This is a genomic window from Stenotrophomonas sp. YIM B06876, from assembly GCF_030711595.1.
Classification (GTDB): Bacteria; Pseudomonadota; Gammaproteobacteria; order Xanthomonadales; family Xanthomonadaceae; genus Stenotrophomonas.
Window position 1 is genome coordinate 61653 of the sequence record NZ_JAUJUJ010000006.1, and the last position, 20044, is coordinate 81696.

19 protein-coding genes are annotated in these 20044 nt (G+C 66.1%); 11 read left to right on the forward strand and 8 right to left on the reverse strand.

Features of this window, described 5'->3' with window-relative positions; translation table 11 throughout:
- The gene (locus tag QZH66_RS04650) at window positions 1-729 is read right to left on the reverse strand and encodes a DUF3348 domain-containing protein (protein WP_305804792.1); all 729 of its coding nucleotides are present in this window, start codon (window positions 727-729) and stop codon (window positions 1-3) included.
- Between the two features lie 88 nt (window positions 730-817).
- The gene (locus tag QZH66_RS04655) at window positions 818-1090 is read right to left on the reverse strand and encodes a metal/formaldehyde-sensitive transcriptional repressor (RefSeq protein WP_305804793.1); all 273 of its coding nucleotides are present in this window, start codon (window positions 1088-1090) and stop codon (window positions 818-820) included.
- Window positions 1091-1136: 46 nt separating this feature from the next.
- On the opposite strand from QZH66_RS04655, the gene dmeF reads away from it, so the two are divergent.
- Complete coding sequence (gene dmeF, locus QZH66_RS04660) at window positions 1137-2075, forward strand: CDF family Co(II)/Ni(II) efflux transporter DmeF (protein WP_305804835.1); 939 nt, start codon at window positions 1137-1139, stop codon at window positions 2073-2075.
- Window positions 2076-2168: 93 nt separating this feature from the next.
- On the opposite strand, the gene phhA is transcribed toward dmeF, so the two are convergent.
- Window positions 2169-3059, reverse strand: a complete 891-nt coding sequence (gene phhA / locus QZH66_RS04665) for a phenylalanine 4-monooxygenase (RefSeq protein WP_305804794.1) — start codon at window positions 3057-3059, stop codon at window positions 2169-2171.
- A 130-nt stretch (window positions 3060-3189) separates the two neighbouring features.
- Here phhA and QZH66_RS04670 point away from each other — a divergent pair, with 130 nt between their 5' ends.
- Window positions 3190-3675 carry an Lrp/AsnC family transcriptional regulator gene (locus tag QZH66_RS04670; RefSeq protein ID WP_305804795.1) on the forward strand — a complete coding sequence of 162 codons (486 nt, stop codon included), beginning with the start codon at window positions 3190-3192 and terminating at the stop codon, window positions 3673-3675.
- A gap of 17 nt (window positions 3676-3692) precedes the next feature.
- On the opposite strand, the gene QZH66_RS04675 is transcribed toward QZH66_RS04670, so the two are convergent.
- On the reverse strand, window positions 3693-4694 hold the full coding sequence (locus tag QZH66_RS04675; protein ID WP_305804796.1) for a patatin-like phospholipase family protein: 1002 nt from the start codon (window positions 4692-4694) through the stop codon (window positions 3693-3695).
- Between the two features lie 191 nt (window positions 4695-4885).
- Here QZH66_RS04675 and QZH66_RS04680 point away from each other — a divergent pair, with 191 nt between their 5' ends.
- From QZH66_RS04680 to QZH66_RS04695, 4 genes are all read left to right on the forward strand, one after another.
- On the forward strand, window positions 4886-5812 hold the full coding sequence (locus tag QZH66_RS04680) for an ADP-ribosylglycohydrolase family protein (RefSeq protein ID WP_305804797.1): 927 nt from the start codon (window positions 4886-4888) through the stop codon (window positions 5810-5812).
- Window positions 5809-6405: a hypothetical protein gene (locus tag QZH66_RS04685; RefSeq protein WP_305804798.1), complete on the forward strand. Its 597-nt coding sequence runs from the start codon at window positions 5809-5811 to the stop codon at window positions 6403-6405. The genes QZH66_RS04680 and QZH66_RS04685 overlap by 4 nt, the downstream gene beginning before the upstream one ends.
- 7 nt (window positions 6406-6412) lie before the next feature.
- Window positions 6413-7126, forward strand: a complete 714-nt coding sequence (locus tag QZH66_RS04690; RefSeq protein ID WP_305804799.1) for a Sir2 family NAD-dependent protein deacetylase — start codon at window positions 6413-6415, stop codon at window positions 7124-7126.
- A gap of 167 nt (window positions 7127-7293) precedes the next feature.
- Window positions 7294-8097 carry a hypothetical protein gene (locus QZH66_RS04695; RefSeq protein WP_305804800.1) on the forward strand — a complete coding sequence of 268 codons (804 nt, stop codon included), beginning with the start codon at window positions 7294-7296 and terminating at the stop codon, window positions 8095-8097.
- Between the two features lie 36 nt (window positions 8098-8133).
- Here QZH66_RS04695 and QZH66_RS04700 read toward each other — a convergent pair whose 3' ends face one another.
- The 4 genes from QZH66_RS04700 to QZH66_RS04715 all read right to left on the reverse strand — a co-directional run bounded on the left by QZH66_RS04700 (window position 8134) and on the right by QZH66_RS04715 (window position 13801).
- Window positions 8134-9099: a WYL domain-containing protein gene (locus QZH66_RS04700; protein WP_305804801.1), complete on the reverse strand. Its 966-nt coding sequence runs from the start codon at window positions 9097-9099 to the stop codon at window positions 8134-8136.
- A 66-nt stretch (window positions 9100-9165) separates the two neighbouring features.
- On the reverse strand, window positions 9166-11175 hold the full coding sequence (locus QZH66_RS04705) for an AAA family ATPase (RefSeq protein ID WP_305804802.1): 2010 nt from the start codon (window positions 11173-11175) through the stop codon (window positions 9166-9168).
- 265 nt (window positions 11176-11440) lie between these two features.
- Entirely contained in the window at window positions 11441-12463 is a 1023-nt protein-coding gene (locus QZH66_RS04710) for a TIGR00266 family protein (RefSeq protein ID WP_305804803.1), read from the reverse strand.
- 516 nt (window positions 12464-12979) lie between these two features.
- Window positions 12980-13801, reverse strand: coding sequence for an ATP-binding cassette domain-containing protein (locus QZH66_RS04715; RefSeq protein WP_305804804.1), 822 nt, complete (start codon window positions 13799-13801; stop codon window positions 12980-12982).
- 142 nt (window positions 13802-13943) lie between these two features.
- On the opposite strand from QZH66_RS04715, the gene QZH66_RS04720 reads away from it, so the two are divergent.
- From QZH66_RS04720 to QZH66_RS04740, 5 genes are all read left to right on the forward strand, one after another.
- Entirely contained in the window at window positions 13944-15146 is a 1203-nt protein-coding gene (locus QZH66_RS04720) for a fatty acid desaturase (RefSeq protein WP_305804805.1), read from the forward strand.
- Entirely contained in the window at window positions 15143-15523 is a 381-nt protein-coding gene (locus QZH66_RS04725) for a hypothetical protein (RefSeq protein WP_305804806.1), read from the forward strand. The genes QZH66_RS04720 and QZH66_RS04725 overlap by 4 nt, the downstream gene beginning before the upstream one ends.
- 123 nt (window positions 15524-15646) lie before the next feature.
- Window positions 15647-16459, forward strand: a complete 813-nt coding sequence (mutM, locus tag QZH66_RS04730) for a bifunctional DNA-formamidopyrimidine glycosylase/DNA-(apurinic or apyrimidinic site) lyase (protein WP_305804807.1) — start codon at window positions 15647-15649, stop codon at window positions 16457-16459.
- Window positions 16460-16527: 68 nt separating this feature from the next.
- A complete protein-coding gene (locus QZH66_RS04735; protein ID WP_305804808.1) occupies window positions 16528-17094 on the forward strand; it encodes an ECF-type sigma factor in 567 nt (188 codons plus the stop codon).
- Between the two features lie 88 nt (window positions 17095-17182).
- On the forward strand, window positions 17183-20005 hold the full coding sequence (locus QZH66_RS04740) for a serine/threonine-protein kinase (protein WP_305804809.1): 2823 nt from the start codon (window positions 17183-17185) through the stop codon (window positions 20003-20005).
- Window positions 20006-20044: the final 39 nt, after the last annotated feature.

A 20044-nucleotide genomic window follows, 5' to 3' on the forward strand; every position in this document is an offset into this window, starting at 1 on the left:
TTACCGGGTACGCAGCGCTGCAAGCAGGCCATCAACAGGGTGGAAACGGATATCCAGTTCGGCCAGCAGCGCAGTGCGCAGGTCCTGTTCGAACACGGCCAGCCACGGGCCGGAAGGCGCCGGTTCGGCATCTTCGGATATATCGGGAGGTTCGGGGGGGGCCGCACTCTGCCGGTGGGCCGCGTGCAGCCTGGAGAAGTGCGTGCCCAGCAGCGCCGGGACGGTGGACAGCAGGCTGTGTTCGCGCGGGCTCAGGCTGGCCTCCATCACCGCGTCCACTTCGGCCAGTCGCGCCTTGGCCGGCGACTGCCGGGCCAGCATCTCGCGCAGGCGTCCGCGCAGGTTGCCGGTGGTGGCCAGCATCGCGCGCTGCACGGCCAGATAGTGCTGGCGGTACGGAGCGTAGCCCGCATGGGCTTCACGTTCGGCGCTGCTGATGCGGCGGGGTGTGGTGGTGTCCACACCGGCGTGGATGCTGTCCAGCAGCGTGGCCCGCATCCGGGCGCATCCGGCGTCTTCGGCGCTGTCGAAATCAGCGCCGTCCAGCGCCTCTGAAAGGCGACCATCCAAGGCTCTGGAAAGCGTGATCGCCCGATTCCAGTCAAACCACTGGTTCAGCCGCTCGGACAGGGCCGGTGGCGGGCGGGAGACATCGGCGTCGGTGAAGCGGGCCAGCAGGCGAATGAACGCCGGGCCCAGAACGGGCGCCCGTTGAGGTGCTTTCGCCATGGCTGCTGACTAAAAGACCGGCATTTTACATGGCGCAGCCAGCGGCGCCCGCCGGGGGCCATTCATGGCGGTGAAGACCGGTCCGGGCTCAACGCGCATGGCGTTTGAGCAGTTCCAGCAGCACCGCCGCCTCGCGGCTGCGGTGGGCCGGGTCACTTTCGGCGACGATGTGGTCGTTCAGGTGGCCGGCCATCACTTCCAGCATCAGCCCGTGCATCGCGCCCTTGGCGGCGGCGATCTGCACCAGCACCGCATCGCAGTCATCGCCGGCTTCCAGCGCCTGTTCCAGTGCGGCGACCTGTCCGGCGATGCGGCGGACGCGGGCAAGCAGTTTTTTCCTGTCACGCTGGATGTGTGCCATGACCGCGATGCTATACCCTATGGGGGTATATGAGAAGGTCGCCGTGATGAATCTCGAAGTCCTTGCCCGGTCGCGCCAGCACAGCCATGCCTTCAGCGATGGCAACCCGATGGCCGAGAAGAGCACCCGTCGCGCGATGCTCTTGACCACCGTGATGATGGTGGTGGAGATCGTCGGTGGCTGGTGGTTCAACTCGATGGCGGTGCTTGCCGATGGCTGGCACATGAGTTCGCACGCGTTGGCGCTGGGGCTGGCCGCCTTTGCCTATGCCTGCGCGCGGCATTACCGCGACGATCCGCGCTTTGCCTTCGGCACCTGGAAGATCGAGATCCTGGCCGGCTACACCAGCGCAATCCTGCTGCTCGGCGTGGCCGCGATCATGGTGTTCGAATCCATCGTGCGGATGTTCAAGCCCAGCCCCATCCACTACCAGCAGGCCATCGTCATCGCGGTGATCGGCCTGGCCGTGAACCTGCTGTGCGCGTGGTGGCTGCGCGACCACCCCCACGAGCATGGCCACGGACACGCTCACGGACACCATGGCGACCATCACCACCATCATGATTTGAACCAGCGTTCGGCCTACCTGCATGTGATGGCCGACGCGGCCACGTCGGTGCTGGCGATCATCGCGCTGCTCGGCGGCCTGTATTTCAGCGCTTCATGGCTGGACCCGCTGATGGGCATCGTCGGTGCGGTGCTGGTGTCGGCATGGGCCTATGGCCTGATCCGCCAGACCGGGCGCGTGCTGCTGGATGCGCAGATGGACGCGCCGGTGGTGGCTGAAATCCGCGAAGCGGTGGAGCAGGGCGGGATACCGGCGCGGATCAGCGACCTGCATGTCTGGCAGGTGGGGCGCGGACGCTTCGCCTGTGCGATGGAAGTGGTGGCCGCGCCCGGCGTGGATGCCGAGGTGTTCCGCCGCGCGCTGTCGATCCATGAGGAGATCGTGCACGTCACCGTGGAAGTGGTCGAAGCGGGATAGGCCGCGAACGCGTCCTGATGAGCGGTGCATCACCGCAGCCGGTGGATACCCGCGCACATCCGTTGCATGTCCCGCATCGGCGGGTGTCGCAACTCAGACATCGCCGTCGCTGCTCCAGCCTTCGCCGCTGCCGTGCTGGAATACATGGTCGCCGTCCTGCACCTCGCCGGCGGGCAGGTGTTCGGCGGCGGCCAGGCGCGCGTAGATCGGGGTGAAGTCCGGGCCGGTGGCCGCCATCAGCTGCTCGAAACTGTCGATGACGAAATAGGTCTTCTGGAAGGTGTCGATGCGGTAGCGCGTGCGCATGATCCGCTCCAGATCGAAGCCGATGCGGTTGGGCGCGGCCGATTCCAGCGAGTACAGCGACTCACCCTTGGACGAGACGATCCCGGCGCCGTAGATGCGCAGGCCCTCGGCGGTGTTGATCAGGCCGAATTCCACCGTGTACCAGTACAGCCGGGTCAGGTTCTGCAGCGCCTCCGGGCCGATCGCATGCGCCTTGACCCCGCCACGGCCATAGGCGGCCATGTAGTCGGCGAACACCGGGTTCATCAGCAGCGGCACATGCCCGAACAGGTCGTGGAACAGGTCCGGCTCGGCGATGTAGTCGATCTGGTCCGGGCGGCGGATCCACCAGGTCACCGGGAAGCGGCGGTTGGCCAGATGGTCGAAGAAATCCAGTTCCGGCAGCAGCCCTTCCACCCCGACCAGGGTCCAGCCGGTGGCCGCGCCCAGCACTTCGTTGAGCTGGTCGAAGCGCGGAATCATGTGCTCGTTCATGCCCATCTCGTCCTGCGCCCGCAGGAACTCGTCGCAGGCGCGGCCGACCAGCAGCTCGCGCTGGCGCTGGTACAGCGTGCTCCAGGTGGCGTGGTCGTCACCGCTGTAGCTGTCCCAGGGCTGCTCGACCACGGCGGTGGTGTAGACCGGCACGTAACCCTTGTCGGTCTGCTGGCGTTCGACGCGGCGCGGGGTGTCTTCCATGGAGGGTATTTCCGGCAGGTTGGCCCCTTGATGGTAGAAGTGGCTTCGCGCAACAGGTGTGCGAAATTGTGGGAAAATCCACTCAATGCGCAATATTATTGCGTGATTTGCATGTTGCGGAGCAGCAAATATGGGGAAAGTCACGCTTGATCGAACGGACCTGCGGTTGTTGGCCGAAATCCAGCAGCACGGCCGCGCCACCAATGCCGAATTGGCCGCGCGGGTGAATCTGTCGCCCTCGGCCTGCCTGCGCCGGGTGCAGCGCCTGGAAAGCGAGGGCGTGATTGCCGGCTACGGCGCACGGCTGGAACCGCGCCAGATCGGCCTGGGCCTGCAGGCGTTCGTGCGGGTGCAGCTGTCCAAGCACGGGCAGGACGCGATCGACCATTTCGTCGCGTCGGTGCAGCTGTGGGACGAAGTGGTGGCCTGCCATGCGCTCACTGGCGACATGGATTACCTGCTGCACATCTACGTGCGCGACCTCGACCACTTCTCCGCATTCCTGCTGGACAAACTGCTCAATGCCGCCGGCGTGGCCGACGTCAATTCCAGCTTCGTGCTGCGCACGGTCAAGGAGTTCCGTGCGCTGCCGCTGTCGCAGCTGGAGCGGGGCTGAGGGCTCCCCGCCGGCAATCAGCCTTCGCAGTGTTCCTTGCGGCCCACCAGCTTGCCCATGCGGGAGGGTGCTTCGCATTTGGGCACCGGCCGCGGCGCCAGCGCGGCGTTGCGGGCGTTCTGCAACTGCTGGATCTTGGCGCGGATCTGCGGCATCGCCGCCATCGCCGCCTTTTCCCCTTCCAGGATGGCGCGGCCCCGCTGCTCGAAGTCGGTCGCGCCGATGTCCAGCACCTGCGGCCGGATGATGATGTCGGCGCGCGACAGCTCCTGCTCGCCCAGCCGCTGGCCCATGATCGTGATCGACTGGCCCACGGCCCCGAGCAGGCCGGTGGGGCGCTGGCCGCTGGCCTTGCTGGAGATATCCACCGCGATGACGAAGTCGGCGCCCAGCTGCCTGGCCGCGTCCACCGGCACCGGGCTGACCACGCCGCCGTCGACATAGGTCTTGCCGCCGATGCTCACCGGCTCGAACACGCCGGGAATCGAGCTGGAGGCGCGTACCGCCTGGCCGGCGTTGCCACGCACGAATACCGCGCGGTCACCGGTTTCCAGCTGGGTGGCCACCGCGGCGAACGGCTTCTTCAGCTTTTCGATGGCGCGGTTGCCCAGCTGCGCGTTGACGTAATCCTGCAGCTTCTGGCCCTGCACCAGTCCGCCGGAGAACAGCCGCACATCGCGGATGCTGGCCTGGTCCAGCGCCACCGCCTTCTGCTGCATTTCAAACGCATCCATGCCGCTGGCATAGAGCGCGCCGACCACGCTGCCGGCACTGGTACCGGAAATCACCACCGGTTCGAAACCGTTGGCTTCGAGCATCTTGATCACGCCGATATGGGCAAAACCCTTGGCCGCACCGCCGCCCAGCGCCACACCGATCTTCACGGGTTTGACCGGCGTGGCCGGGGTCACCGGGGTGGCCGCCACCGGCGCTGCGGGTTTGACGTTCTCGCCGCCGCAGGCGGCCAGCAGGCCGAACAGGGACAGGGACAGCAGCAGGCGGGTGTTGCGCGGCTTCATGATGAATGGGGGTGCTTGGAAAGGGCGCCAGCATAGCGCCTGCCGCCGGGACAGAGGGAAAGGCGGGTGCTGGGTTCAGCTGCGATTTCTTCGTTGCAACAGCCGGTGCCGGTGAGGCAGGGTGCCGCCTGCGACGCAGGACGTCGCTGCGCCGTGAAAGATGGGAGCCATCTCTCATGGACTCACCGGAAATGATCGGATTGAAGCAACGCTACCTCGGCTGCCTGCTTGGCCTGGCATGTGGTGATGCCGTCGGTGCACCTGTCGAATTCTATCGCCGGGGACGTTTCCTGCCGGTACAGGGGATGCAGGGAGGCGGCAAATTCAGGCTTCTTCCCGGCGAGTGGACGGACGACACCGCTATGGCGCTTTGCTTGGCCGACAGCCTCATTTCATGTGGTGGCTTCGACCCGCTGGATCAGATGCAGCGTTACTGGCGATGGGCCGACGAAGGCTATCTTTCAACCCGACAGCACGCCTTCGGCCTTGGCAAGACCGTGGCCCAGGCATTGATGCGTTTTCGCCGGACGGGTGATCCGTATGCAGGCTCCCCGGACCCGATGAAGGCCGGCAACGGCTCACTGATGCGACTGGCACCGGTTGTACTGTGGTTCCATCCGGACACTGACAACGCGGTGGTGTATGCAGTGCGCAGCTCCCTGACCACCCACGCCACGCGCGAAGCGGTGGATTGTTGCCGCTTGCTGGCGACGGTGATCGGCAATGCGTTGGCGGGAAAGTCCAAGGATGAACTGTTGGCCGGCAGCGCCGCTTTCCTCACCGAGCCCAAGGTGCGGGAACTGGCCGAAGGCCACTACCGGCACAAATCCCGCGAACAGATAAGCGGCACTGGCTATTGCGTACAGTCGCTGGAGGCGGCGCTGTGGTGTGTGCATGTGACCGGTGACTTTCCGCAGGCCATCCTGATGGCGGCCAATCTGGGTGACGACGCCGACACCACGGCCGCAATCACCGGACAGATTGCCGGTGCACTGTATGGCGTGGAGGCAATTCCCGGGCAATGGCTGGATACCCTGCATCGCGCCGAGCTGATCGCCGGTTTTGCACGACGCATCCATCAGCGCGTGGAACGCGTCTGCCCTGGTACCGTGCCATGAAGGAGGTGTTGATCGACCAGCTGCTTACCACGTGGCCACGCATTTTCGCCGCCAACAGTGACGGGCTGGACTGCCTGCCACCGGAGCAGCGCATCAGCTGTGGCGATGGCTGGTTTCCGATCATCGCCGCCTTGTGCGAAGGCTTGCAGTGGGAAACCGATCATGAAGGGGCGCCGCAGATTGTCGCCGGACAGGTCAAATCCAAAATGGGCTCGATGCGTTTTGGCGCATTCGGCCCGCGCTCGGAACGCCAGGCCGGCATGATCCAACTGGTAAACCTGCTTTCGGCCCGTATAGCTGAAGATCCTGTTTCAGCTTCCGATGAAGTGGCATCTACTGGCGAGCCGTCACATTGCGCTTGTACCTCTCCCCACAACAACCTGCCCGCGCACGCTGCCGACGTGGTTGTCAGGATTGCCCGTGCGGGTGGCGGCCCCATTGTCATCGGTGAAAACCTGGGCACCGATGCCGTCGTCCGCATCGTTGAAAGCACGCCCGCTCCGGTAACGGTCAAAGCACGGAATCGTACGGGCGATGCGCTGGTCCGCATCGCCAAGGCCGGTGGCAGCCGTGTCACCTTCGATTTCAGTTGACGCCTGGATGAAACCCAAGATGCAGCCAGACAAAGCAGTGATCTTCTCCGGTGCCGGTTTGAGCGCTGAAAGCGGCCTGCCCACCTTCCGCGACGCCGATGGCTTGTGGAACAACCACTCGTGGTTCGAACTGGCCAGCCCGCAAGCCTGGGCGAGCCAGCCGGAGGTGGTGCAGGCTTTCTACAACGAGCGCAGGCACAAGGCCTGGGAGGCACAGCCCAACGCCGCGCATCTGGCAATTGCCGCATTGGAAGCGACTTGCGAAGTCGTCGTCATTACCCAGAACGTCGATGCACTGCACGAGCGCGCGGGTTCCACGCAGGTGATCCATCTGCACGGCGAACTTGCCTGGGCGCGGGGCACTTCGGCTGAACCCAAGCGCTACCACCTTGGCGGTGAGTCGATCGCCATGGGTCAGTGCTGCGAGGACGGTACCCAGCTGCGCCCGGACGTGGTCTGGTTTGGTGAGCAAACGCGGAACATGGACGTGGCCCGCCGGCACCTGCGCAATGCCGGCAAGGTGCTGGTGGTCGGCACCTCGCTTACCGTGCATCCGGCGGCGTCATTGCTGGGGGCCGTCCACTACATGGCCCAGAAGGTGTTGATCGCAAAGGAACGACCGGAGGCCATGCCACCACGGTTTCACTTCGCCTGTGGCAACGCCGCCACGCTGGTGCCACGTTTGATCCAAAGGTGGAGCTCGGCTCTCAGTTGTATATGAAACCTTACCTGCGGACGATGCTGTTCAATTTAGGGCCATGGATTGCTGAGGGACTTGGGTCCGCGAAATAACATGCGGCCTAATTTTTTTCGCATGGATCAGGGTGATTAAGAAATCCCGATGCAGGTCGATAATTTTCACATCACTAATGTCATCTGGGAGTGGGTGTGATCAAAATTGCAATGCCGTTTGGTGGGTCTGCTGCAACACATGACAAATCGGGAAATTTGAACAATTTCATCGAGAATGTTCTGGTCGAAGTTGTTACCGAGAACTATAGGCAGTTAATGAGTGAGGCGATCATTCGCAGCGAAGGCGACGACGGAGCGATGCAGCTTGATCCTCCATTGAGAGCCAATGAACGCATACTTTCGGGCCTCTTCTCCAATGCCATATCGCGGGTGGCGCCTCGTTCCAGGCCAGAGGCCAGGATCGACAGAATCAGGCGCCCCGCCGATGATGAAAACAGCGATGACAATGACTCTCCAAGCAGCGCGGGGCGCGTTGACTACTTGGCATGGTATGGAAACAGAGTGGTTGCCGTTGAGTTGAAGGCAGGAAGGGTCAATGTAAAAAATCCAACTGTGACATCTAAGTTGCAAGAAAGATGGAACGGTGTAAACGATCAGGCGCAAACTGCACAAACGACTTTGCGTGCTCGGCAGAAGGAGGATAGGCGTGCATATCCTTCTCCAATATCAATGGCTCTTATGGTCGTGGTGGCTCAGAGTAAGGTGTCGTTGGAAGAGGCAGATCTTCTTGACAATGGCGTGGTAGGCCTGCGGGACGGCCTGGCGGGAGTCGTGGGTGGGCTAAACAAGAGGCCACAGTTCATTGCCACTTACACGTTTCCTCCTGAGTTCAGGAGATTTGCCTTGCGAGAGAGGGGCGTTGTGAAAAGGGAAGAGAACAAGTGCTCGTACATTCCATTTGTCTCATTCATGGGGCGCGTAGCGGTCAACAAGCGTTGATTGAAGCTCGTTGACTCGGTAGAAGGGAGCCTGTGGCTATTTAGCTGCAGGCTCTTGATGCACATTCGTCACCGCCTCCCCGAATCCTGCCAACCACCGCCGCAGCAACATGCTGTCCACCACGGTAGCTGTGACCTGCAGCCAGCCGTTCTCCAACTCCACCACTTTCTGGTCGGGTGACAGCGGGGTTTCCAGCAGTTGCATGCCGGCATTGCGGGTGATCTTGAAGCTGAGGGCGATGCGTTCGCCCGTGCCGAAGCCGAAGCGGCCGTCGTCGTCATAGCGCTTGAGGTCGAAGTCCTGCGGGCGTTGGAAAGCAAAGGCCGAGACGCTCGCCGAAAGGATGCGGTGCAGGGCGAGGTTGCGGTTGTCGTCGTAGTTGCGGAAGCGGCAGACCAGATACAGGCGCGGTCCCTGCTGGGCCAGGCCCAGCGGCATCACATCGGCCTGGCTGTGCTTGCCTCGCGAGTTTTTGTAATCCAGATGCAGCCAGTGGTTGTGGTACAGCGCGTCGCTGACCGCCTCCATCACACCGGCTTCGATCTTCGGCGGCAGCAGCGGCTGGCTGGTGGCGACCACACGCACCTTGCCGGGCCATTCGCGCTCCAGCCGGGCATCGCTGCCGGGGCCGAGGTTATGGCGGGCCTGGGTGAAGAAGCTGTCCATGGACTTCATCAGCCGGGAGGGCAGCAGGTTGCGCAGGTGTTCTTCGGCCAGCTGCAGCAGCAGTGATTCCTGCGCGCTCAGGTTGGGGACGAGCAAGGCCTTGGAATATGGCAGCCAGCGATAGCCGTAAGGCTTCTCGCGGCTGTCGCACTCGATGTCGAAGTGCTCGCAGAGCAGTTTGAGCTGCCGTTGCACGCTGCGCAGGTCGCGCTCGATACCAGCCTGTTGCAGCTGCTGGTGCAGTTCGCCAGCGGTGATCCTGTGGCTGCGCGGAATCCGGCGCAGCAGCTCGATGGCCAGAACTACGGTTTCAATGGTGTCGGGGCGCTTGGCCATTGTCGCTTTCCATTAGTGCCGGGCAGCAGCGTCCCCGGCGTCTGCCAATCCATGTGATGCAGGCGCTTATACAAAACCTATCGGCCTGCTGCCGTGTTCCTTTACAGCGCATTCGGCTTGCAGGGCCAATACCAGCAGGGCTGGTGTGGCCAGTGGCCGGAAGCGGTGCTGGCGCAGTACGGCGGCGAAGTCGCCGGGTGTCAGGCGGTCGAGCTTCTGCAGGCTGGCCTGCAGGGACGGGCTCGGCGCTGGCAGGGAAAGTTGCGCGCACTGCCGGTGCAGCAGCTCCCAGGCCTGCTCGTGACGCAGGAAATCGAATTTCACCTTGAGGTCGAAGCGGCGCAGCGCCGCCGGATCCAGTCCCTCCATCAGGTTGGTGGAGGCGACAAAAACGCCGGGAAAGCTCTCCAGGCAAGTCAGCATCTCGTTGACCATGCTGATCTCCCAGCTGCGCTGAGCCTTGCGGCGGTCCTGCAGGAAGCTGTCCATCTCGTCGATCAGCAGCAGCGCGCCGTCGCGCTCGGCGTCGCTGAAAGCGGCAGCCATGTTCTGCTCGCTTTCGCCGATATACGGTGAGATCAGATCCGAGACACGTTTGACCTGCAGTGGTATCTCCAGCTGCTGCGCCAGCCAGCGCGCATAGGCGGTCTTGCCGGTGCCGGGCGGGCCATACAGGCACAGCCGGCCGCTGCGCGAGTTGCAAAGGCCGGCGGCCACTTCGGCCAGGTCGACGTCGGCCTGGATGAACTGCGGGTCATACCCCTCGGGCAGGTGGTTGGCCGTCGCCCGTGACAATGTAGGCAACCGCTGCGCCTGCAGGCTGCTGTCGATCAGCAACCGCATCGCCCGGGCGCTGTTGTCGCGACCGATGTCATCGCGCACGGCGCGCACCACCTGGCTGGCCCGGGTGACGACGGCCGGTGCCAACTGGTCCAGCTCGGCGATCGCGGCGATCTGGCTATCGTCCAGCAGCCCCTTGCAGTGCGAGCGCAGGATCTTCGCGCGCTGCTGACGAGGTGGAATGGTCAGTTCGAACACCATGTCGAAGCGGCGGATGAAGGCAGGATCCATGCTGCGGATATCGTTGGACAGCCATACCGTCGGCACCGGATTGGTTTCGAGCATGTGGTTGATCCAGGCTTTGCGATGCCGGATCGGCTCGTTGCCGTGGTGATCGCAGAAAACATCTTCGATCTCATCAAAGACCAGCAGCGTCCGCCGCTTTGCCAGGAAGCATTGGGCCGCGCGGAAGGATTTCAGCCGTACGCCGCCATCAACGGGGTCGCCATCTTCATCCTCATGCGCCACCTCGAACAGGTCGGTGCGCAGGGCTTTGGCCAACGTCCGCACCAGCTGGCTCTTGCCGGTGCCGGGCCGGCCGTGGATGAGCAGGTTGACGCCATGGCTGCCATTGCCAAGTGCATGACGCAGGCAGGGCAGAGCGATATCCAGATGCGGTTGGATATGGGTGAAGTCCTGCAGTTTCAGATGGCCCTTGCCGGCCTTGGCGATCATGCCGCGCAACAGGTTGAGCGGGTTGCTCCGCGGGATCAGCATCGCGTCGGCGAAGTTGGACGACAGCAGGTCCAGCTTGTGGCGCAGCGTACTGGCGAAGCTGCTGCTGGTGACCAGACCCGAGCGGGCCAGAGCGCCCTGCGGATGCAACGCGTGACGCACCTCGGTTACCGGCAGTGAAAGGCAGCACGCCAGCAGCTTGGGAACCTTGGCCGATGACAGGTCGCCGAGCAGGTCGGTTGCCGTTTCCAGCAGGGGCTCGTTATGGACGCAGATGATGAACTCCAGGATGCGCGATTCACAGCCATCCAGGCCCGCCAGTTTTGACAGGCGCTTGAGGTTGCCATCCAGGTTGGCGGGCAGGCGCGAACGAGCGCTGCGTTGTTCGGCTTGCAGGTGTTGCCGGCGCAGTTCGGCCAGGATCTGTCGTGGGGCGAAATCGTCACTGTCGGCGTCGATCCAGCGGCCCAGCCCGAGGGTCAGGGCCAGTGAGTCGTCGCTGAAATCACGCTCGCGAATGAACAAACGGTGCCCGCCCAGTGTTACCAGGGTGCGCAGCACCCATAGCCGGACACGTGGATTGAGTTCAGCACCTGGCGCTATGGATGCCAAACGTGAGCTTGGGGGGCGGCGCAAAAGGAAATCCGGAATCGAGACCATGCTCCGGATGATCTGCATGCAAGCGACAAGATGCGTCGCAGCGAGGTGATGCCGGCGGGTTGCCGTCCACTCCGCGATTGCGCTGCCTGTTCGAGCTTCCCAAAGGCAGGGGGCGACTCTCGCCACGCTCCCGACGGGAGCGCGGCAAGGTCAGGTTCCCGCATCCTCAGAACTTGTTGTCGCCATCCAGCAACCGCCCCAGTCCGCCCAGCACCGAACCTTCGCCGCGGTTCTGGCCGCCGCCCTGCGGGGCGGCGGCGAACATGCGCCCGGCCAGGCGCGAGAACGGCAGCGACTGCAGCCAGACCTTGCCCGGGCCGGTGAGGGTGGCCAGGAACACGCCTTCGCCGCCGAAGATCATGCTTTTGACGCCGGCCACGCGGCGCACGTCCATGTCCACGCTGGCGTGGTAGGCGACCACGCAGCCGGTGTCCACATCCAGCCGTTCGCCAGCCGCCAGCTCGCGCTCGACCACGCAACCGCCGGCATGCACGAACACCCAGCCATCGCCCTCCAGCTTCTGCATGATGAAACCTTCGCCGCCGAACAGGCCGGTCATCACCTTGCGCTGGAAGTGCACCCCGATCCGCACCCCGCGCGCGCCGGCCAGGAAGCTGTCCTTCTGGCAGACCAACTTGCCGCCGTGCTCATCGAGTTTCATTGCCAGCACGGTGCCGGGGTAGGGCGCGGCGAAGGCGACTTTGGCCTTGCCGTGGCCGGTATGGGTGTAGAGCGTGGCAAACAGGCTTTCACCGGTCAGCACGCGCTTGCCGGCGCTCATCAGCTTGTCCATGAAGCCGCCGCCATCCTGGCCTTCATGGCGGCCATCGCCGAACACGGTGTCCATCTGCACCGAGGCGTCCTTGAACATCAGCGCGCCGGCTTCGGCGATCGCGCTTTCGCCCGGATCCAGCTCGATCTCCACGAACTGCATCTCGTGGCCGACGATGCGGAACTCGATGTCATCGGCGCGTGCCCGACTGCCACCGGGCAGCGGGGGCGGTGCGCCCGGCGACGGACCCGCGGCCAGTCGCAGCTCGGGAACATCGGCAATGGCCATCCAGCCATTCATGCCCTCGCACCAGACCAGCGCGCGCGGACTGCCCTGGGCCTGGCGGCGGGCCGCGTCGTCATCGAGCGGGCCGATGCGTTCGGCCTGGCCGGGAATATGGAAATACCACTGGGTCATGCCGGCATACCGTGACGGGAATGGAGGCCAAGTCTAAGGGGATGACCGGGTCCGCGTGGCGGCCACCGGTGATCGGCGCCGGCGCTGGGTCATGGCGGTTCTTCCGCCCTGCGCGTCTTCCGCAGCGGCGGCAATCCGCGGATCTGCCGCCGCAACACCGGGTCTTGGTTGCCGTGGTGGAAGGGGGGGGGGGGGCGGCCAGAGACGTGCAGCGATCCTTCCGGACCGCGGTTGCGTGGCGTCAGCGGGCTTGGGAAAGGCCGCTCGCCGGCGCGGTCGCAGGGCGCGTAACCGTGGCTTGCCGATCTCCCCCCGCGCCTGCGCCAGATCGCGGCGTAAACCGGGGATTGTCGTGTGCAACCGTGCCACGCTGGCCGCGCCGATCAGCCGGCTTTGCCGCACTTCGCGGTACCGGTGCGCGTCGGGGAGGTCCCCGCCGACGCTCGCGTCTGGACATGACCGGCGCACGCCGAGGGCCGCCGGGCGGATCCCCCACCGCCCGCGAGATTTTGCACTTCAGTCGGGGCGGACCAAAGCGGTGAGGCGGCCATCCTCCTCACGTAGCTCGATGGGACCGCCGAACACCTCGGACAACGGGCCCGAACGCAGCAGGTCGGCGCGCGTACCGTCGGCGTGGATGCGGCCGCCCCGCAGCAGCACCACCCGCTCGATTTCGGGAATCACCTCCTCGATGTGGTGGGTGACCAGTACCAGGGTGATGCCCTGCCGGGCGAGGTGGCGCAGGCTGTCGATCAGGTGCTGGCGCGAGACCAGGTCCAGCCCGGTCGAGGGTTCATCCAGCAGCAACGCGCGGGGCCGGTTGACCAGCGCGCGGGCGATCAGCACCCGTCGCGCTTCGCCGGCCGACAGCTGTGCATAGCGGCGTTCCAGCAACGGCAGCGCACGCGCCAGTTCCAACGCGTGGCGGGCACGTTCGCGCATTTCATCGGTGACATCGCGGTGCGCCGGCACCAGGTAACTGGCGAAAAAGCCGGACAGCACCGCATCCTCCACGCCCAGTCCCGGCATGTCGGCCAGGTGGCCACCGAGATCACCGGTGACGATGCCCAGCTGCGCGCGCAAGCGGTCCACCTGCCAGCGCGCCTGGCCCAGCACCTTGACCGGCACCTGGCCGTCGGCGCGGGCCAGTGGATACAGCTCGCGGGTGATCAGTTTGATGAGCGAGGACTTGCCGCAGCCATTGGGCCCCAGCAGGGCGGTGTGCTGGCCCTGTTCGATGCGCAGCTGCAGCCCGTGCAGCACCCGCACCTGGCCGCGGATGACGCAGGCATGGTCCAGCTCGATCAGTGGCACATCGGCAACGGCGGCGGCAGGCATGAATGGGCGGGTCCGGGCGGATCGGAAAAACCGGCTGAACAACGTACGCCGGCGACGGGTGAAGTTTGCCGGTACTGGCCCCATCATGTCTGCTCACCCTGTACCGTTTTTCGTGCGCGCCGACCGCGGCCTGGAGTCTTCAATGTTTGACACCCTCCTCGATTTCCTCACCGGCGGGCTGGTCGGCCTGGGCTGGTGGGGCATGCTGGCGGTGCTGCTGGTCTTCACCCAGCTGACGATCTTCGCCGTCACCCTGTACCTGCATCGCAGCCAAGCCCACCGCGGCGTGGATTTCCACCCGGTCGTGTCGCATGTGTTCCGCTTCTGGGTGTGGCTGACCACCTCGATGATCACCAGGGAGTGGGTGGCCATCCACCGCAAGCACCACGCCAAGGTGGAAACCGACGAAGACCCGCACAGCCCGGTGACCAAGGGCATCGGCCGCGTGTTCTGGCGCGGCGTGGAGCTGTACCGCGAGGCGCGCACGATGCGCGCGGACATCGAGCAGTACGGCCGCGGCGCGCCGGAGGACTGGATCGAGCGCCGCCTGTACACCCCGCACGCCAATCTCGGCCCGGTGGTGTTGCTGGTCATCAACAGCGTGCTGTTCGGCCTGCCCGGCGTGGCCTTGTGGGCGATCCAGATGGCGTGGATTCCGTTCTGGGCGGCCGGCGTGGTCAACGGCCTGGGCCACTGGTGGGGCTACCGCAACTTCGAATCAGCCGACACCTCGACCAACCTGACGCCGTGGGCGTTCTGGATCGGTGGCGAAGAGCTGCACAACAACCATCATGCGTTTCCAAGCTCGGCGCGGTTTTCGATGCGGCGTTGGGAATTCGATATCGGCTGGAGCGTGATCCGTGGCCTGCAGGCGTTGCGCCTGGCCAAGGTGCTGCGGGTGGCGCCGAGCATGGATGTGCGTCCCAATATCGCCGTGCCCGATGCCGACACGCTGAAGGCGCTGCTGTCGCACCGCTTCCAGGCCATGACCGACTACCAGCGCAATGTGTTCACCCCGGCGCTGAAGGAAGAGGCCGCCGCCGCCGGTGCCAAGCTGCGCAAGCTGTTGCCGCGGCGCCTGCGCAAAGGGCTGGTCAACGATGGCCGCTGGCTCCAGCCCGATTGCCGCGCGCAGCTCAACGACTGGGTGGAACAGCGCCCGCGTATCCAGGTGCTGGTCGAGCATCGCGCCCGCCTCGCGGCGCTGCTGGAGGCCCGCACCCATGACGCCTCCGAACGGCTGAAGCAGCTGCAGGCGTGGTGCCATGAGGCCGAGGCCAGCGGCATCCGCGCGCTGCAGGACTACGCGGCGCGTCTGAAAGGCTATTCGCTCAGCCCCGCATGAGCGACCCGGCGCGCTCCCGGCACGGACGCCGCCCGCTGCGGGGTTCGTGCGCTCTGCTGGCCCTGCTCGCCGCCGGCTCATGGGCTGGTGGGGGGCTGGCGCAGGTCAACAGTACCGGCGACTACCTGCAGCGCATGGACCAGGACGGCGATGGCCGGGTCAGTGTCGAGGAATACGTGCAGTGGATGCTGTATGCCTTCGATCGGATGGACCGCAACGGCGACGGCATCCTGGGCGCGGACGAATTGCCGGGAGGACGCGGCAAACCGGTCACCCGTGAACAACAGCGACAGACGCTGGTCGAGCGCTTCCACAAGCAGGATGCCAACGGCGACGGCTTTCTCAGCGCCAGAGAGTTGCTGGCGCCGCCGCGCTGACCGGTGCCCGCGCGCCTGGTTGCCGCCATGCCGCGTTTCGCCATCCCGGCACGCACCGGTGGCGGCTGGCGGTGGCGCGAGCCGTGCCGACGTCCGCACTGCCGGCGGCCTTACAATGCCGCCATGCCTGAGCTGCCCGAAGTTGAAACCACCCGCCGCGGTCTGGAGCCGCATCTGCTCGGGCACCGCATCCACGGCGTGATCCTGCGCCGGCCGGATCTGCGCTGGCCGATCCCGGCGGAAATCGGACAGCGGCTGCCGGGCCAGCGGATCGAAGCCATCCGCCGCCGCGCCAAGTACCTGTTGCTCGATACCGCCGTCGGCAGCGCGCTGCTGCATCTGGGCATGTCCGGCAGCCTGCGGGTGCTGCCGGGTGATACCCCGCTGCGCGCCCACGACCATGTCGACATCAGCCTGGACAACGGCCAGCTGCTGCGGTTCAACGACCCGCGCCGGTTCGGTTGCCTGCTGTGGCAGCCGGCCGGGGACACCCACGAACTGCTGCGCGATCTCGGCCCGGAGCCGCTGGGGGATGACTTCAACGGCGACTACCTGTTCGCCCGCAGCCGCGGCCGCAGCGCCGCAGTGAAGACCTTCCTGATGGACCAGCGCATCGTCGTCGGGGTGGGCAACATCTACGCCGCCGAAAGCCTGTTCATGGCCGGCATCAATCCGTTGCGCGAGGCCGGCAAGGTGTCGCGCGCGCGCTACCGGCGGCTGGGCGACGCGGTCAAACAGATCCTCGGCCATGCCATCACCCGCGGCGGCACCACCCTGCGCGACTTCATCAGCCCCGACGGCGCGCCGGGCTACTTTGAACAGGAGCTGCTGGTCTACGGCCGCGAAGGCGGGGCCTGCAAACAGTGCGGTCGGGTATTGCGCCACGCCAGCATCGGCCAGCGCGCCACGGTCTGGTGCGGCCATTGCCAGCGCTGAGCGTATTCACTCCGGTTTTGCCGCCGGCGCTATAGTCAGCGCCACGTTCCGTGGCTTTGGAGTGCGTGATGGAAGATGCACCCGATATCACCCTGCTGCTTGATGCCGCGCGCAATGACGACCGTCAGGCGCTGGACCGGGTGTTGGGGCTGCTGTACCAGGAACTGCATGCGATGGCGCGGCGCCAGCTTGCCGGCCAGCAGGGACGCACCCTGGATGCGACCTCGCTGGTGCATGAATCCTATTTGAAACTGCTCGGCGCGCAGGGCGCGGCGCGGTTCGAGGATCGTGCGCATTTCTTCGCCTATGCGGCCTCGGCGATGCGCAGCGTGGTGGTGGATTACGCGCGCACCCGGCTCACCCGCAAGCGCGGCGGCGACCTGATACGGGTGGCGGAAATCCCCGAAGACAGCCGCAGCAGCCTGCGCCTGGACGAGGACATGCTGGCGCTGGATGCGGCCCTGAAGCGGTTGCATGCGGTGGACCCGCATCTGACCCGGGTGGTGGAACTGCGTTACTTCGCCGGCCTCTCCGAGCTGGAGATCGCCGAATTGAGCGCACGCTCGGAGCGCAGCATCCGCCGCGACTGGCAGAAGGCGCGGATGTTCCTGCTGGCGTCGATGCGCGAGGACTGAGGGGTGCCGCAACGGTGACCGCGTCCGGCGGTCATCCTGGGGCGGAAGGCGGCGGCGCGCCGCACAGTGCAGCGGAGGGAGGCTGCCGATGGATGCCACACGCTGGAAAGTACTGTCGCAGCTGCTGGACCAGTTGCTGGAGATGGAACCGTCGCACCGGCAACAACGGCTGGATCACCTGGGCCGGGATGACCCTGCACTGGCGCTGGCACTGCACGAGCTGCTGGCCACCGAACACGAGGCGACCAGCTTCCTGGCCGAGCCGTGCTGGACCCCGCCCGATGAAAGCGCCCGCGCCGGAGCCCTGTTCGGCGCCTATCGCCTGCTGCGCCGGCTGGGCGAAGGCGGCATGGGCGAGGTGTGGCTGGCCGAGCGTGCAGACGGCCTCTACCAGCGTCGGGTGGCACTGAAGCTGCTGCGCGCCGGTTACGCCGACCCGGGGCTATACCAGCGCTTCAGCCAGGAGCGCCAGATCCTGGCCCGGCTCGAGCATCCGCATCTTGCACGGCTGCTGGATGCCGGCGTGGGCGAAGGGGGCCAGCCGTACTTGGCGCTGGCCTATGTCGAGGGCGAGCCGATCACCGACTACTGCCAGCGCCTGCGTCTGCCGGTCGAGGCGCGGCTGCGGTTGATCATGCAGGTCTGCGCGGCGGTCAGTCACGCGCATGCCAACCTGGTGGTACATCGCGACCTGAAGCCCTCCAACATCCTGGTCACCGCCGAAGGGGAGGTGTGCCTGCTGGATTTCGGCATCGCCAAGCTGCTCGATACCGAGGGCCCGGCAAATCCGCAGGCATTGCCCGAGGCGCGTGCGTTCACCCTGCACTACGCCGCCCCCGAGCAGGTGCGCGGCGAAGCCATCACCACCCTGACCGACGTGTATTCGCTGGGCGTGGTGCTGTACGAGGTGCTGACCGACCAGAAGCCCTACCGCCTGCGGCGGCACAGCGATGCCGAATGGGAGACCGCGATCCTTGGGGTGGAGCCGCCGCTGCCGTCGCTGGCGGTGGTGCGCACCGCCACCCAGGACACCCTGCCCCATGCCCGGCGTCTGGCCTGGCGGCTGCGCGGCGATCTGGACAGCATCCTGACCAAGGCGTTGCAGAAGGTGCCGGCCCGGCGTTACGCCTCCGCCGAGGCGCTCGGGCTGGACCTGCAGCGGCACCTGCAGGATCACCCGGTACAGGCCCGGCCGGCGCGGCCGCTGTATCGGCTGCACAAATACCTGCGCCGCTACCGGTGGGCGGCCGCGATGGCCAGCATCGCCGTGCTGGCATTGCTGGCGACGTCGGCCACCGCGCTGTGGCAGGCGCGCCAGGCCCGGGTCGAGATGGCCCGCGCGCAGACCTTGCAGAACTTCGTCGTCGGCCTGTTCGACGTGGCCGGAAACATCCCGCGCGGCGACTTCGACATCCACCGGCTGCTCGAGGCCGGTGAGCGCCGCGGCCAGGACGAGCTGGGGCAACAGCCGCTGGCGCAGGCCGAACTGGCCGGGGTGATCGCGCGCTTGCGCATCGGCCTGGGCGATTACCGGCAGGCGTTGGGATTGCTGGAGAAACAGCAGCGCCTGCTGGTCACCCAGTCGCAGGTCCCCAAAGGCCTGCGGCTGGAGGCGGTGACCCAGCACGGGCGCGCGCTGCGCATGCTCGGCCAGTCCAGCCAGTGCATCAAGCTGATGGCGCCGTTGACCGCCATGGCGATCGAACAGCAGGCGGCCTTGCCGCGGCATGCGGCCAACTTCTATTCGCAGCTGGGGCGTTGTGAGCGCATGGGCGGCAGCACCCTGCAGGCGCGCCGCTGGCTGCAGCGGTCGCTGGCGCTGCGCCGCGATGTGCTGGGCGATGCCATCGGCGCGATTGAGAACATGACCGATCTGGCCGGGCTGGAGGGCGATGCCGGGCACAGCGCGGCGGCCGTGGCCGGCTACCGCCAGGCGCTGGTGCTGTTGCGCCAGCAGGGCGGCGAACGCCACCCGGTGATGATCAACCTGCAGCGCAGCCTGGCCACGGCCTACCGCGAGCTGGGCGATACGGTCAGCGCCGAACAGCAGCTGCGCGCGGCCCGCGCCGACGCCGAACAGGTGCACGGGCCGCGCCATCCGGAAACGCTGGCGATCCGCCGGTTGCTGGCGGCGGTACTGATTGACCAGGGACAGTTGATCCAGGCCGAACGCGAGCTGCGCCAGGCGCATGCATTGACCGTGCAGACGCTGGGGCCGCAGCACCGCGAAACCGGGCTGAGCTGGGATGCACTTGGCAAGCTGGCGCTGGAGCAGGGCAGGCTCGACGAGGCGGTGGCCGACGCCGGCAAAAGTGTGCAGGTATGGCGGCAACCGGACAGCCTGCGCCTGCTGCCCTACGGCTTGGGCAACTATGGGCGGCTGCTGCTGCTGGCCGGTCGCCCGGCCGAGGCCTTGACGGCGTTGCGCGAAGCACGCCGGTTGCGGGTGGCGCAGCTCGGCCCCGACGATGGCGCAGTGGTCGATATCGATCTCCAGATTGCCGAGGTGCTGGCCGCGCAGGGACAGGCGCAGGATGCGGCCGGATTGCTGGACCGTGCCATCGCGCGGGCACAGCATCATTACGCCCCGGACCATCCGCGCATGCGCGCGATGCGGCTGGCGCAGGCGCGCCACATGGGGCGCATGGGCCATCGTGAAGAGGCCCTGCAGCAGCTGGAAACGCTGGCCAGCGGCGATGCCGGAGAACTCGGCAACCGCAAGCTGCGCTGGCTGGCCCGCAGCTATGCCGCCGAGCTGCGATGCCGGCAAGGCGCCGCTGCGGCGCTGCAGGAACTGCGCGGTGTGCAGCGCGAGGTGACGGCCGCGATGCCCGAGGGTGGCTCGCTCAGTCGCGAAATCGGCGCCCTGCAGGCCGGTTGCGAGGACAGCCGGCGCCTGGCGGCCCGCTGATCGGGGTCCGCCCGCGGCGTGGGTGGCCGGCGTTGTGCA